The sequence below is a fragment of the Kerstersia similis genome, from assembly GCF_965139615.1.
Taxonomy (GTDB): Bacteria; Pseudomonadota; Gammaproteobacteria; order Burkholderiales; family Burkholderiaceae_B; genus Kerstersia; species Kerstersia similis.
The window spans coordinates 79,030-92,767 of the sequence record NZ_CBCSIQ010000005.1; the positions used below are offsets into that span (position 1 = coordinate 79,030).

General features: G+C 62.7%; 12 protein-coding genes and 1 pseudogene. 7 read left to right on the forward strand and 6 right to left on the reverse strand.

Translation table 11 applies throughout. The features are described from left to right. Positions 1 to 20 precede the first annotated feature (20 nt). The 3 genes from trpA to ACNA1V_RS05050 form a co-directional block, all read right to left on the reverse strand. The gene (gene trpA / locus ACNA1V_RS05040; protein ID WP_415832486.1) at positions 21 to 854 is read right to left on the reverse strand and encodes a tryptophan synthase subunit alpha; all 834 of its coding nucleotides are present in this window, start codon (positions 852 to 854) and stop codon (positions 21 to 23) included. 11 nt (positions 855 to 865) lie between these two features. Continuing rightward, complete coding sequence (gene trpB, locus ACNA1V_RS05045; RefSeq protein ID WP_415832487.1) at positions 866 to 2,065, reverse strand: tryptophan synthase subunit beta; 1,200 nt, start codon at positions 2,063 to 2,065, stop codon at positions 866 to 868. A gap of 169 nt (positions 2,066 to 2,234) precedes the next feature. Beyond that, positions 2,235 to 3,116: a helix-turn-helix domain-containing protein gene (locus ACNA1V_RS05050; RefSeq protein WP_415832552.1), complete on the reverse strand. Its 882-nt coding sequence runs from the start codon at positions 3,114 to 3,116 to the stop codon at positions 2,235 to 2,237. A 587-nt stretch (positions 3,117 to 3,703) separates the two neighbouring features. Here ACNA1V_RS05050 and ACNA1V_RS05055 point away from each other — a divergent pair. Both ACNA1V_RS05055 and ACNA1V_RS05060 read left to right on the forward strand, forming a co-directional pair. Beyond that, entirely contained in the window at positions 3,704 to 5,158 is a 1,455-nt protein-coding gene (locus tag ACNA1V_RS05055) for an aldehyde dehydrogenase (RefSeq protein ID WP_415832488.1), read from the forward strand. 100 nt (positions 5,159 to 5,258) lie between these two features. Then, positions 5,259 to 6,035: a coniferyl-alcohol dehydrogenase gene (locus tag ACNA1V_RS05060; protein ID WP_415832489.1), complete on the forward strand. Its 777-nt coding sequence runs from the start codon at positions 5,259 to 5,261 to the stop codon at positions 6,033 to 6,035. Between the two features lie 85 nt (positions 6,036 to 6,120). On the opposite strand, the gene ACNA1V_RS05065 is transcribed toward ACNA1V_RS05060, so the two are convergent. Then, entirely contained in the window at positions 6,121 to 8,322 is a 2,202-nt protein-coding gene (locus ACNA1V_RS05065; RefSeq protein WP_415832490.1) for a RelA/SpoT family protein, read from the reverse strand. Between the two features lie 266 nt (positions 8,323 to 8,588). Here ACNA1V_RS05065 and ACNA1V_RS05070 point away from each other — a divergent pair, with 266 nt between their 5' ends. Next, positions 8,589 to 9,437 (forward strand): M90 family metallopeptidase, encoded by an 849-nt coding sequence (locus ACNA1V_RS05070; RefSeq protein WP_415832491.1) that lies wholly within the window; start codon positions 8,589 to 8,591, stop codon positions 9,435 to 9,437. Here ACNA1V_RS05070 and ACNA1V_RS05075 read toward each other — a convergent pair. Both ACNA1V_RS05075 and pncB read right to left on the reverse strand, forming a co-directional pair. Beyond that, positions 9,418 to 9,771 (reverse strand): RidA family protein, encoded by a 354-nt coding sequence (locus tag ACNA1V_RS05075; RefSeq protein ID WP_415832492.1) that lies wholly within the window; start codon positions 9,769 to 9,771, stop codon positions 9,418 to 9,420. The genes ACNA1V_RS05070 and ACNA1V_RS05075 overlap by 20 nt on opposite strands. A gap of 36 nt (positions 9,772 to 9,807) precedes the next feature. Next, positions 9,808 to 10,989 (reverse strand): annotated as a pseudogene (pncB, locus tag ACNA1V_RS05080) (nicotinate phosphoribosyltransferase); the annotation flags it as partial. Between the two features lie 131 nt (positions 10,990 to 11,120). Between pncB and fdxA the strand changes: the two are divergent. From fdxA to nth, 4 genes are read left to right on the forward strand one after another with little or no spacing between them, the layout of a single operon-like run. After that, positions 11,121 to 11,444, forward strand: coding sequence for a ferredoxin FdxA (gene fdxA / locus ACNA1V_RS05085; protein WP_415832493.1), 324 nt, complete (start codon positions 11,121 to 11,123; stop codon positions 11,442 to 11,444). 38 nt (positions 11,445 to 11,482) lie between these two features. After that, positions 11,483 to 12,259, forward strand: coding sequence for a ferredoxin--NADP reductase (locus tag ACNA1V_RS05090; protein ID WP_415832494.1), 777 nt, complete (start codon positions 11,483 to 11,485; stop codon positions 12,257 to 12,259). 50 nt (positions 12,260 to 12,309) lie between these two features. Continuing rightward, entirely contained in the window at positions 12,310 to 13,008 is a 699-nt protein-coding gene (rsxB, locus tag ACNA1V_RS05095; protein ID WP_415832495.1) for an electron transport complex subunit RsxB, read from the forward strand. Then, positions 13,005 to 13,640: an endonuclease III gene (gene nth / locus ACNA1V_RS05100; RefSeq protein WP_415832496.1), complete on the forward strand. Its 636-nt coding sequence runs from the start codon at positions 13,005 to 13,007 to the stop codon at positions 13,638 to 13,640. Before rsxB ends, nth begins: the two co-directional genes overlap by 4 nt. Positions 13,641 to 13,738 lie beyond the last annotated feature (98 nt).

Below are 13,738 nucleotides of genomic sequence, written 5' to 3' on the forward strand. Positions count from 1 at the left end.
GTTGATCCGGAATGAAGGTTTCAGTGACGGGCGGTATCCAGCGCACGACGAATATCGCGCAGCCAGTCCGCCACGGCGGCAATTGCCGCCTGCTTATCGTCGGCATGGTCGCGCAGCGCCTGCTGCATGACCTCGATGATCTTGGTTCCAATCACCACCGCATCGGCGAAACCGCCAATACGACTGGCGGTCGCCGCATCGCGGATACCAAAGCCGACACCAATGGGAATCTGCACATCGCGACGGATTTGCGCCAGCCTGGACTCGACTTCCGCCACATCCAGACCGCCAGACCCCGTCACGCCGCGCAACGAAACATAATAGACATACCCACGAGCCACCCGTGCAACGGAGCGGATACGCGCTTCGGTGGAGGTGGGCGCCAGCAGGAAAATCGGCGCAATCCCTGCTGTTTCCAAGGCTTGCGCCAGGGTACCAATCTCTTCTGCCGGGTAGTCCACGGTCAGAACGCCGTCCACCCCGGCCGCCTGGGCCTGGCGCACGAATTCGAGCTCACCCATGCGCTCGATCGGGTTGGCATAGCCCATCAGCACGACCGGGGTTTCCTGGTCGTGCTGGCGGAACTGCGCCACCATTTCCAGCGTGCGGCGCAAACCCACACCCTGGGCAATGGCACGCTCGGCCGCCAGCTGGATAACCGGGCCGTCCGCCGTCGGGTCGGAAAACGGCACGCCCAATTCGATGACGTCCGCACCGGCCTCGACCAGCGCATGCATCAGCGCGGGGATGCTCTCTGCATCCGGGTCGCCGGCAGGAATATAGGGAATCAGGGCGGCACGGCCCGCTTCCCGTGTCCGGGCAAAAGCCCGGTCAATACGCGAATGACTCTGCATGATTGAATCCGTCACAGTTGGATACCGCCGCGCTCGGCCACGGTATGCATGTCCTTGTCTCCCCGACCGGAGAGATTGACGAGGATGATCTTGTCACGCGGCAAGGTAGGTGCCAGGGCGACAGCATGCGCAATTGCATGTGATGACTCCAGCGCCGGCATGATGCCTTCGATGCGGCAGCAGTCGTGGAACGCCTGCAAAGCCGCTTCGTCATCGACCGCCACATAATTGGCACGGCCGCTGTCCTTGAGCCAGGCATGCTCGGGGCCAACGCCCGGATAGTCCAGGCCGGCAGAGACGGAATGCGTGCCCAGCACCTGACCGTCATCGTCCTGCAGCACATAGGTGCGATTGCCGTGCAGCACGCCTACCGTTCCTTTTGCCAGCGAAGCCGCATGCCGGCCGCTGTTCAGGCCATCACCCGCTGCCTCGACACCAACCAATTGCACGGCCGCGTCGTCGATATAAGGATGGAAGATACCGATGGCATTCGACCCGCCGCCAACCGCAGCGACCACCACATCCGGCTGGCGCCCGGCATCGCGAGGCATCTGCTCGCGGCACTCCTTGCCAATGACGGTCTGGAAATCGCGCACCAACATCGGGTAAGGATGCGGGCCGGCTGCCGTGCCGATGATATAGAACGTGTGATCCACATTGGTGGCCCAATCACGCATGGCTTCGTTCAGGGCGTCCTTGAGCGTACGCGTCCCGGACTCGACCGGCACCACCGTCGCCCCCAGCAGCTTCATGCGATAGACATTGGACGCCTGGCGGCGTACATCTTCGCTGCCCATGTACACCACGCATTCCATGCCATACCGTGCCGCGACAGTCGCCGTGGCAACGCCATGCTGGCCGGCACCGGTTTCGGCAATGACGCGATGCTTGCCCATGCGGTTGGCCAGCAGCGCCTGGCCAATGCAATTGTTGACCTTGTGCGCGCCGGTGTGGTTGAGGTCTTCGCGCTTGAACCAGATCTGCGCGCCCCCCAGCCGTTCCGACCAGCGCCGCGCGTGATACACCGGCGTAGGACGGCCGACAAAGTGCGCCAGCTCGCTCTGGAACTCCTTGAGGAACTCCGGATCTTTGCGGTAGCGCTCGTAGGCCGCGGTCAGTTCATCCAGCGCAAAGCGCAGGGTTTCCGCAGCGAATACGCCACCAAAAGGACCGAAATGACCCGCAGCATCCGGCAGATCGTAAGGTTTCACCAGGATTCTCCCGCCTGTAACAATATCCCGCCACTCTGGGCGGGATCCGATAAGCAATCGGGCATTTTACCCGAGCTGAACCGAGCTGTAGCGCCTGCCCCCCATAACGGCCGGCACAAGCCGCCTGAATGCCGGTGCAACCGTGGCCCGGCGCGGAGTTCAGCGATGCTCAACCCAAGGCATGCAGACGCCTGAAATCACTTGGCGAGACACCGGCATGATCACGGAAAACACGGCTGAAATGGGCGCCGTTGCTGAATCCCCAGGCAAAAGCAATCTCGGTGATGGTTTGCCTAGCCCGCGCCGGATCGCGCAAATCACGCATGCAGGCCTGCACCCGGCGCTGCAGGATGTAATGTGCCAGCGATTGCGACTCGCCTGCGAATGCATGATGCAAATGCCGCTTGCTGCAACCCAGGGCCTGCGCAATCTGCTCCAAATTCAACCCGGGATCACGCAGATGACGGCCGATATAGGCCCGCACTTCATCGCGGAAAGCTTCCTGGCGGCTGATCGCTGTCTGCGCGCCGCTCATTTCCAGCAGGCACAAGCGCACCAGTTCCGCGATGGCGGCGCCTGCGCCACTCGCCGTGGCAGGCGCCATCTGCTGCAATTCCTGGTAGGTGCTGCGCATGGTTTCCAGCGCCACCCTGGCGATGCCGCTGCCGCCCGTGCCCCGCCCCATCAGCTCGTCGAGCGCCAGACCGCGTTCGGCCAGGGCCGAACGCGGCACCATCACGATCAAATGATCCGAATACAGGGGATTGGAAATGTCATAACCCTGCGTCATGTCGTAAATCGCCCAGCCACCAGAGCGCACCTGTGCCTGGCGTCCATACTGTTCGACCAGCGCTTCTCCCTGCCAGGGAGCAACGATTTTCAGATAGTCCGCCTCCGGACGGCAGGCCGCGCTGCCGCGCCGCCTGACACGATGCCGGTTGGCCTGCAGGCGCGTCAACACCACCTCGCCCGCGCAGGCTGTGGCCACGCGGCCTTCAAAGCTGGCATCGCCGTAGATATCCGACTCTATCCCGTGAAACAACTGCCCCATCCATTCCGTCCAGGCCGGTGCAGTCTCTGCGGCGCGCAAGCCATCGGTACTCAGCACCGTGCCGGGTGCACTGCCCGCACCATCCAGACGCAAAGACGGCCCCTGGCCCGGCGCGGAGGCTATGGCGGCGGGCAGCGATGGGGCGCCTGAGCGACCGGCAAGCGGAGTAGATGCCATGACGAACCTCCCGGGTCTGACTGGATCCTGCATTATCCCTCCAAATTTCGCCCGCTTTTCCGTTTTCCACGGATCCGTCCCTATTCCGCCCGCCAAGGACATGCCTGGATGCCCGCAACCAAGGGAAAACACTGATTTCCTTGCATCATCAGGCAAGCGTCCGCTGCACTTTCAGGCAAGCGCAAGAACATGCCCCGTTTTACGATAGGCAATGGATGGCCCTCGGATTGCCCTGGCGGCCCCGAATCAATCTGTCACCAGGCCCGGTGACAGGCATCGCCGAGAGAAAGCCGGCATGTCCGGGTTGACAGGCAGGCGATCCGCCAGCAACACCGCCGTCCCGTGAGCGAGACATCGGCACTGCCCGCCCAGCAGGCGGCAGCCGCCATTACAAAGAAAGGAAACAAGCCATGACCACTGACATCCAGATGCTGATCGGCGGCCAGCGCCGCAATGCCGCCAATGGCGCCACCTTCGAGCGCCGCAACCCCCTGGACGGCAGCGTCGCCACGCGCGCGCCTGCCGCAACCGCAGAGGACGCCCATGCAGCGGCGGAAGCCGCCGCCCGCGCCTTCCCCGCCTGGGCCGCCATGGGCCCAGGCGAACGCCGCAACCTGCTGCTAAAAGCCGCCGTGTCGCTGGAAGCCAAAGGCGAGGCCTTCGCCCGCGCCATGGCCAGCGAAACCGGCGCCTCTGCCATGTGGGCCGGCTTCAACGTCCATCTGGCCGCCGGCATGCTGCAAGAAGCCGCTGCACTGACTACGCAGATCAACGGTGAACTGATCCCTTCCAACGTGCCGGGCAGCCTCGCCATGGCGGTACGCCAGCCCGCCGGTGTCGTGCTGGGCATCGCCCCCTGGAATGCGCCCATCATCCTGGCCGTGCGCGCCATCGCCACGCCGCTGGCATGCGGCAACACCGTCATTCTGAAGGGCTCTGAGCTGAGCCCGGCGACACACGGCCTGATTATCGAAGCCTTGCAGGAGGCCGGCCTGCCTGATGGCGTGGTCAATTTCGTGACCAACGCGCCCGCCGATGCCGGGACAGTGGTCGAAGCCATCGTGGCGCACCCCGCCGTACGCCGGGTGAATTTCACCGGTTCCACCCGGGTTGGCCGCATCATTGCGCAAACCTGCGCCAAGTACCTCAAGCCCGCCGTCCTGGAACTGGGCGGCAAGGCGCCCTTCCTGGTCCTGGCCGACGCCGATATCGACGCCGCAGTACAGGCGGCCAGCTTCGGCGCCTTCGCCAATTCCGGCCAGATCTGCATGTCCACCGAACGCATCATCGTGGACAATGCCATCGGCGACGAGTTCGTTGCCCGCCTGGCTGCCAAGGCGCAGTCGCTGCCGCTGGGCGACCCGCGCAAAGGACCTGCGGTGCTGGGCTCGGTGGTAGATCAAAGCACGGTCGAGCGCTGCAATGCCCTGATCGACGACGCCTTGGCCAAAGGCGCCAAGCTGGTCTGCGGCGGCAAGGCCGACAGCACCCTGATTCCAGCCACCCTGCTCGATCATGTCACACCGGAAATGGGCATTTACAACGAAGAGACTTTCGGCCCGGTCAAGGCCATCGTGCGCGCTAATGGCGACGAAGAAGCCATTGCCATCGCCAATGACAACGAATTCGGCTTGTCCTCTGCCGTCTTCAGCCGCGATGTCGCCCGCGCCTGGCAAATTGCTGCCCGTATCGAAGCCGGCATCTGCCACATCAACGGCCCGACGGTGCACGACGAAGCACAAATGCCCTTTGGCGGCGTGAAGCACTCGGGCTATGGCCGTTTCGGCGGCAAAGCCGGCATCGAGGCATTCACCGAATTGCGCTGGATCACAGTACAGACCACGCCGCGCCACTATCCTTTCTAAATGTGATGCACGCGACTGGCCCGGTACGCATGGCTCAGGCAACTCATCCTGCCCTGCCAGCACCGGGCTGTCCCTGAGAGATCAGTCAAAAGGAACCGTTATGCTGCAAGATAAAACCCTGGTGATCACCGGCGTCTCGTCCGGTATCGGTGCGGAAACCGCCAAAGTCGCTGCAGCCCAGGGCGCGCGCGTCATTGGCGTGGATATCAACCCGCCGAAGGTCGAGGTCGCACAATTCATCCAGGCCGATCTCGGGGATCGCGCCTCTATCGACGCGCTCGTGGCGCAACTGCCCGCGCAACTGGATGGCCTGGCCAATATCACCGGCCTGCCGCCCACCCGGCCGGCTGAACAAGTGCTGCGCGTCAACCTCGTGGGCCTGAAATACCTGACGCAAGGCGTCTTGCCCAAGCTCGCGCAAAATGCCGCCATCGTCAATCTGGCCTCGCTGGCCGGTATCGGCTGGCCAGATGCCATTCCTGCCATCCGTGCCAGCGAAACCCTGGACTTCGATGGTGTCGCAGACTTCTGCAAACACCACGACATCAGCGGCGCGCGCAGCTACTTCTTCTCCAAGGAAGCCCTGATCACCTGGACCATGCAAAACCGCTGGACCTGGCGGGATCGCGGCATCCGGATGAATGCCGTCAGCCCCGGCCCGGTCGATACCCCGATTCTGGGCGACTTCATCGAAACCCTGGGCGCCCGCGCAGAAGAAGACATGAAAACCATGGACCGCCCGGGCCGTCCTTCGGATATCGCGCCGGTCGTGGCCTTCCTGCTGAGCAGCGGTTCGGTCTGGATGCGCGGTGTCAATGTGCCGGTCGATGGCGGCATGCAATCGCACATTCTGGTGCAACAGCACGGCCTGGCCTGAGCAAGGCTGATACGCCCTAAACACGAAGGCCGCCCCCGGCATCCGGGCGCGGCCTTCGTATTCGCGGAAAAAGGTGCCCCAGGGTTCAGCGGCGCTGCACGGTCAAAACGCCAGGCACTTCATTCAGCACGTGGATGGCACGCCCTAACTGCTCGCCATCGACGACCTCCACCGTGAAGATCATGTGCGCCAGCGACTGGCGGCTTTGCGTGTTCACACCGGTCACATTCAGCCGCAACTTGGCGAATGCTTCCGAGATATCCCGCAACAGGCCGGAGCGATCCTGCGCACGCACGATGATATCCACCGGATAGCGCGCGTCGTCGGCACGCCCGCCCCAGGCCACATCAATGACCCGCTCCGGGTGCCGGGCTGCCAATGCAGCAAAACTGGGGCAGTCCTCGCGGTGGATGGATACCCCCCGGCCGCGTGTGACGAAGCCCTGGATAATATCCGGCGGCGCCGGACGGCAGCAGCGCGCCAGCTGCGTCAGCAGCGAATCCACACCGACCACCAGCACACCGGTTTTATCGCCTGGCGCATGGGTGGATTTACCACTGGCCACCAGACCAGGTTCATCGCGCTCGACCGGGCCGTTGAAGCCGGCCTCCAGGTGGCGCAGGCTGAACTCATCCTTCGCCACGGCGATGTACAGGTCATCGGCCTTGGCGAAGCCATGCTGCTGCGCCAACTGCTCCAGATTCACCGCCGTCTTGCCCAGGCGCTGCAGTTCCTTTTCCACCAGCGCCTGGCCTTGCGTGATGCGCTGCTGCAATTCAATGGCGTTGAACCACAGGCGTACCTTGCTGCGCGAACGCGAACTGGCCAGGTAGCCCAATTGGGGGTTCAGCCAATCCCGCGAGGGCCCGCCGGATTTGGCCGCGATGATTTCCACTGTCTGCCCCGTCGCCAGGCGCGTCAAGAGCGGCACCATCTGGCCATTGACGCGCGCGCCACGGCAACGATGCCCCAGATCCGTATGCAGGCTGTAGGCGAAATCCACTGGCGTGGCGCCTTCCGGCAATTCGATCACACGCGCCTGCGGCGTCAGGACATAAATACGTCCCCCGCCCTTGCCAGCGGCATCCGGGGCTTCGGAGCCACCCGCCGAAACGTCCGCATTCCAGGCCAGCAGCTGGCGCAGCCAGGATACCTGGCGGTCTTCCGCGCTGGAGGCCGCCACTTGCCCGCCCCGCTTGCCCGCTTCCTTGTAGTGCCAATGCGCCGCCATGCCGAATTCGGCATGGTTGTGCATTTCCCGGGTGCGGATCTGCACCTCGAAGGGCCGGCCATCGCCGTCGATCAATACCGTATGCAAAGAACGATAGCCATTGGGCTTGGGGCGCGAAATGTAGTCGTCGAACTCGTCGGTCAAAGGCGACCAGAGCGCCTGCACGACGCCCAACGCGGTATAGCAGGCACGCTCGTCTTCGACGATCACGCGCAGGGCGCGCAGATCATAGAGCTGGGAAAACGCCAGCCGCTTGATGCGCATCTTGTTCCAGATGCTGTAGATATGCTTGGGCCGGCCACTGATGTCGGCCTCTACGCCAGCCGCTGCCAGCGCCGCATGAATGCGCTCGATGGCATTGCGAATGAAGGCTTCGCGCTCGGTACGCTTTTCTTCCAGCAGCCGGGCGATTTCCTTGTACTTGTCGCTATCGAGAAAACGGAAGGCCAGGTCTTCCATTTCCCATTTGATCTGCCAGATACCCAGGCGATTGGCCAGCGGCGTGTAGATATCCAGCGTTTCACGCGCAAACTCCCGCGTGCAGGGCCGTTTGGAAGCCGCATGCCAACGCAAGGTCTGGTAACGCGAGGCCAGCCGCATCAAGACGATGCGCAGATCCGCCGCCATGGCCAGCAGCATTTTGCGCAACATCTCCTTCTGCGCACCGCTATCCGCCGCACTGTCGCTGGAATCCCGCGTAGCGGCAGTCAGGCGCAACAGCGCCCGGCTCCCCTGAACCAGACGCCCGATGGCCGGCCCGAAAGCCTTGACGATCATTTCGTCACGCGTGGCAATGGTATCGGGCAATGCGCCCAGCAAGGCGGCGGCGCGGACTTCGGCATCCGTCTGCAAGTCGGCCAGGATACGCGTGGCGCCGGCCGCATGGTGCGCCACCGGTTCGCCGGAAATGGCGATTTCGCCCTGCAGATGCGGCGCCGCCCAGTCGCGCGCGCGCAGCACCAGATCGCGCCCGGCCTCATCCAGACCGGCACACACGCGTTCCTGCCAGTCGGCATCGGAGAGAGAATCAGCGGGTGGATCGTCAGATAACTTCATAAGGCGCCATCGAGGCAAATAACACGAAAAGCCCGCGAACCTCGCGGGCCATTATCGGAGCAGACACTCTACACCAGGCGGAATCGACATTCAAACGAGAAAACGGTATATGCGCCATCATGATGCGTCCAGGACGAAATGCCTGCCAGACATGCAACAATTCATCCTGTTGCCGTCGTGCCACCCATGGCCAGCACATCCACCGCGCCCCTGGATGCCCCAGGCATGCCCAGGAACGATTGACACTGACTCAGGACGCTTGACCCATGTTCCGCTGGTTGACCGGCTCCGGCGCATCACGCGGCGCCACCGAACGCATGCAGGCCAGAATCCCGGCCGAACTTTGGGAGGCCACCCTGCAGGCTGCCCCCTATCTGGCGACGCTGGACCCACAGGAACGCGCCCAATTGCTGCAACGCGCTGCCTGGCTGCTGGCCAGCAAAACCATCAACGGCGCCCAGGGTCTGTCCATCGACAACCAAATCCGCCTGACCATCGCAGCTCAAGCCTGCCTGCCCATCCTTCATTTGCCGGTGGAGCTCTATGCCGGCTGGGACGAAATCATCGTGTATCCCAGCGGTTTTCTGATTCCGCGCCAGGACGCGGATGCCATCGGCGTCGTGCACGAATACATGGAAGAAGCGGCCGGCCAGGCCTGGGATGGCGGCCCGGTTCTGCTGTCCTGGGACGACACCGTCGCGCCCGGCAGCCCCGGCTTCAATGTGGTGATTCATGAGTTCGCGCACAAGCTCGACCTGTACGCCGGCGATGCCGATGGCACGCCTTGGCTGGAAGCACACGCAGGCCTGGCGCCGCGCCGCTGGCGCGAGATCCTGACGGAAGCGCTGGAAGCCTTGCGCGTCCAGCTCGATGAGATCGAAACCACACTTCCGCCAGACCTGGATCCGGACAGCCCGGAGGCAGATGCCTGGTATGAGACGCTGCCGCTGGATCCCTATGCCGCCACTGACGAAGCGGAGTTCTTCGCAGTCAGTTCCGAGGCCTTTTTCGTGGATCCATGGCGTCTGGCGCAGGCCATGCCGGCCTGGTATGAGCAGCTCAGCCGCTACTACCGGCAGGACCCGCGCAACCGCATTACTTCAACGCAGCCGTGACAACGATTTCAACCTTGACGTCGGCATTGGCCAAACGGGCTTCGACCGTCGCGCGGGGAGGCGCCTGAATGCCGCTGACCCAAGCGTCCCACGCCTGGTTCATGCCATCGAACTCTTTCATGTTGGCCACGAAAACCTGTGCGTACAGGATGCGCGACTTATCGGTACCGGCTTCCTGGAGCAGGGTGTCGATGATCGCCAGCACCTGCTGGGTCTGGCCCACGATATCCTGGGTGGTATCGTCCGGCACCTGGCCAGCCAGGTAGGCCACGCCGTTGTACACGGCCATATCCGACAGGCGCTTGCCCACGTTGAATCGTTTGATATCCGACATTTTTATTTCCTAGAGTAAAACACCGGTCATGCAAAATCAGACCGGCGGCAAATTGAATACCTGGCGCAGATACGCCAGATAGGCAGGATCATCGCACATGGTTTTTTCCGGCGCATCAGAGACCTTGGCGACCGGCTGGCCATTGCAGCGCACCATTTTCATGACAATCTGCAAAGGCGCATAACCCAGATCATTGGTCAGGTTGGTACCGATGCCGAAAGACACCTTGCAGCGCCCCTCGAAACGGCGCGCCAACTCGATGGCCTTGGGAAAATCCAGCGAATCCGAAAACACCAGGGTCTTGTCGCGCGGATCGACCCGGTTGCCCTGGTAATGGGCCAGCAGGCGCTCGCCCCATTCGAAAGGATCGCCCGAATCATGGCGGGCGCCATCGAAGAGTTTGCAGAAGTACATGTCGAAGTCGCGCAGGAACGCTTCCAGCCCATAAACATCCGACAAGGCAATGCCAAGGTCGCCGCGGTATTCGCGCGCCCAGGTTTCCAGTGCGAACACCTGGGAATCGCGCAGGCGCGGGCCCAGCGCCTGGCAGGCCTGCAGATATTCATGCGCCATGGTGCCCAAAGGCGTCAGGCCATTGCGCATGGCCAGATCGACGTTGCTGGTGCCGACCAGATGGCGCCCCAGGCCAGCCTGCAGGGTCTGCAGCACTTCCTCGTGCCAGACGCGTGAAAAACGGCGCCGCGTGCCGTAATCCGCGACACGGAAGTTCGCCAGATCGGACGCATCGCGCACCAGCTGGATCTTGTCTTTCAGCCTCTGACGCCCTTCTTCCCAGTCCGGTTGCTGGCGAGTGTTGCGAAAATACACCTCGTTGACAATCGCCAGCACAGGAATTTCAAATAGGATGGTATGCAGCCAGGGACCGCGCACCGTAATGGCAATTTCTCCCGGCTGCTCACCTTTTTCAATGTGAATACAGCGTTCCGGCAGATGGAACAGCCCGAGGAAATCGACGAAATCGCTCTTGATGAAACGCAGGCCGCTGAGATAGGCCAATTCGTCCTCAGTGAAGCGCAGCGCGCATAGCGCGCGCACTTCAGCGCGGATTTCGTCGAGATACGGAACGAGATCCACGCCCTGGGTGCGGCACTTGTAGCGATACTCGACCTGGGCGGCAGGGAAATGATGCAGGACCACCTGCATCATAGTAAATTTGTATAAGTCGGTATCGAGTAAAGATTTAATAATCATGGCTGCATGAGAATTTTTCTCAACATTAGCACAAGTACCATGTGCAGGTAGGGGTAATTACGGCTGAGACGGCCACAATTCGCTAAAATTGTGCCCTATTTGCCGATACTTTACGCGCCCAGAGCGCATCTGCCAGCATGACTCACGTCGTTACCGAAAACTGCATCAAATGCAAATTCACCGATTGCGTTGACGTATGTCCTGTCGATTGCTTCCGTGAAGGCCCCAATTTCCTGGTCATCGACCCGGACGAGTGTATCGACTGTGCCGTCTGTATTCCAGAGTGCCCAGCCAATGCCATCTTCGCCGAGGAAGACGTCCCTGAGGATCAACAGGCATTCATTGAATTGAATGCGGAGTTGGCTCCGGTCTTTACCAGCATCAGCCGGGCCAAGGAACCCTTGCCGGACGCCGACGAATGGAACGGCAAGACCGATAAACTTCAATACCTGGAACGCTGACCCTGGCGTATTCCAGGCGTTGGCCAACCAGGAAAGCCATGAGTACCGACGCTGACAAATACACCCGGCAAACCTTGCTGTCCCGCACCGAATGGATGCCGGGCAAATTGTTTTCCGTTCGGGTCAGCCGTCCGGAAGGTTTTCAGTTCCTGCCGGGCCAGTTCGCCCGCCTGGGCTTGCCCGCCGAAGACGCCGCCGATGCGGCGCCTACCATCTGGCGCGCCTATTCCATGGTCTCCGCGCCCGACGAAGCCGAGCTGGAGTTCTATTCCGTCGTGGTGCCGGAGGGCGACTTCAGCACCCGGCTGGCCGAGCTTGCGCCTGGCGCCGGCCTCTATATCGACCGTACCGTCTTCGGTTTTCTGACCCTGGACCGCTTTGTCGATGGCGAAGACATCTGGCTGGTGGCCTCCGGCACCGGGTTGTCCGCCTATCTGTCCATGCTGCGCGACCCGCTGCTCTGGCAACGATTTCCGCGTGTCGTTCTGGCGCATGGCGTGCGCGAAGTGGCCGAACTTGCCTATCGCGAAGAAATCGAAGCGCTGGTTCGCCGCTATGACGGCCGGCTGCGCTACCTGCCGCTGCCCACCCGCGAAGCCTTCGCGGACCATCCCCAGGCTCGCCTCACCCAGCTGTTCGAAGATGGCCGGCTCGAACAGCTTGCCGGCATCAGCCTGGATCCGGCCCGCTCGCGCATCATGCTGTGCGGCAATCCCGAGATGGTGGCCGATACTCGCAAACTGCTGTCGGCACGCGGCTTCGCCCCTGGCCGCCGGGGCAACGCCGGCAATCTGGCTGTCGAAAACTACTGGTAATCCTGCTGGCGCCGCCAGGTGCCAGACCTGCTTATTTTTCTGCCTTCATTATGTCCGATTCCCTGTCCGGCGCGCGGCTGGCCCAACGCATTGACGCCCTGCTGCCGCAAACGCAATGCACGCAATGCGGCTATGACGGCTGCCGCCCTTATGCGGACGCCATCGCCGCGGGCGAAGCAGAAATCAATCGCTGCCCGCCCGGCGGCACGGCTGGCGTTGAAGCGTTGGCGCAGTTGCTCGTCCGCCCGGCGCTGCCGCTGGATCCGTCCTGTGGCGACTTCAATGGCTTCCATCTGGCCGTGATAGAGGAAAAACACTGTATCGGCTGTACGCTGTGCATTGCCGCCTGTCCGGTCGATGCCATCGTCGGCGCCAACAAACGCATGCACACGGTGCTGGAAGACTGGTGCACCGGCTGTGAGCTCTGCCTGCCCGCCTGTCCGGTCGATTGCATCGCCATGGTACCGGCAGGACGCGACTGGCAACGCAACGATGCAGATATTTCGCGTCAGCGCCATCAAGCCAGCCAGACGCGCCGCCAGCGCCTGCGCCAGGCCAGCCAGCAGGCACCGGCCCTGCCGCCTATTCCCGCCACCGCCGCCACGGCAGCGCATCCGTCATCCGACGTACCGGCCCCGGCAGGCAATGCCGGCACCGATACCCGCAAGCGCGCTGTGATTGCCGATGTCCTGGCGCGAGCCCGCGCCCGCCGCGGCGCGCCCGCCACGCAAAGCGGCGACACGCCATGAACCAGGCCCAGCGTGAGGAAATGTTCGCCCGTTTCCAGGCAGCCAATCCGCACCCCACGACCGAACTTGAATACGGCAGCAATTTCCAGTTGCTGATCGCCGTTCTGCTGTCCGCGCAGGCAACGGATAAATCCGTCAATATCGCCACCCGGCGCTTTTTCCCCGACCATGGCACAGCGGCCGGGCTGGTGGCACTGGGGGAAGAAGGCCTGGCCGAGTACATCAAGACCATCGGCCTGTTTCGAACCAAGGCAAAGAACGCCGTGGCAACCAGCCGCATCCTGCTGGAACGCTTCGGCGGCGAAGTGCCGCCGGATCGCGCCGTCCTGGAATCCTTGCCTGGCGTAGGGCGAAAAACTGCCAATGTGGTACTCAACACTGCTTTTGGCATGCCCACCATCGCTGTGGATACGCATATCTTCCGCGTCTCCAACCGCACCGGACTGGCTCCAGGCAAAGATGTCGTCGCCGTGGAGCAGCGGCTGGAACGGGTCGTTCCGCGTAAATACAAACAGGATGCCCATCACTGGCTGATCCTGCATGGCCGCTACATCTGTGTCGCACGCAAGCCGAAATGCCCGCAGTGCGGTGTCGCCGACCTGTGCGACTTCAAGGAAAAGACGGCGGCTTAGCACGGCTTCCGGCAGCCGGATCGCACGAGCAGGCCCAGCCCCGGCGCTGCGCAGCACCGGTTTCCGTCTATGATGCCAGACGCGCCGGATCTGCCGCC

Coding starts and splice junctions, on each gene's coding strand:
- ACNA1V_RS05055 (WP_415832488.1), top strand. CDS start 3,704: ATGACCACTGACATCCAGATGCTGATCGGCGGCCAGCGCCGCAATGCC.
- ACNA1V_RS05065 (WP_415832490.1), bottom strand. CDS start 8,322: ATGAAGTTATCTGACGATCCACCCGCTGATTCTCTCTCCGATGCCGAC.
- fdxA (WP_415832493.1), top strand. CDS start 11,121: ATGACTCACGTCGTTACCGAAAACTGCATCAAATGCAAATTCACCGAT.
- rsxB (WP_415832495.1), top strand. CDS start 12,310: ATGTCCGATTCCCTGTCCGGCGCGCGGCTGGCCCAACGCATTGACGCC.
- ACNA1V_RS05070 (WP_415832491.1), top strand. CDS start 8,589: ATGTTCCGCTGGTTGACCGGCTCCGGCGCATCACGCGGCGCCACCGAA.
- ACNA1V_RS05090 (WP_415832494.1), top strand. CDS start 11,483: ATGAGTACCGACGCTGACAAATACACCCGGCAAACCTTGCTGTCCCGC.
- ACNA1V_RS05060 (WP_415832489.1), top strand. CDS start 5,259: ATGCTGCAAGATAAAACCCTGGTGATCACCGGCGTCTCGTCCGGTATC.
- nth (WP_415832496.1), top strand. CDS start 13,005: ATGAACCAGGCCCAGCGTGAGGAAATGTTCGCCCGTTTCCAGGCAGCC.
- ACNA1V_RS05075 (WP_415832492.1), bottom strand. CDS start 9,771: ATGTCGGATATCAAACGATTCAACGTGGGCAAGCGCCTGTCGGATATG.
- ACNA1V_RS05050 (WP_415832552.1), bottom strand. CDS start 3,116: ATGGGGCAGTTGTTTCACGGGATAGAGTCGGATATCTACGGCGATGCC.
- trpA (WP_415832486.1), bottom strand. CDS start 854: ATGCAGAGTCATTCGCGTATTGACCGGGCTTTTGCCCGGACACGGGAA.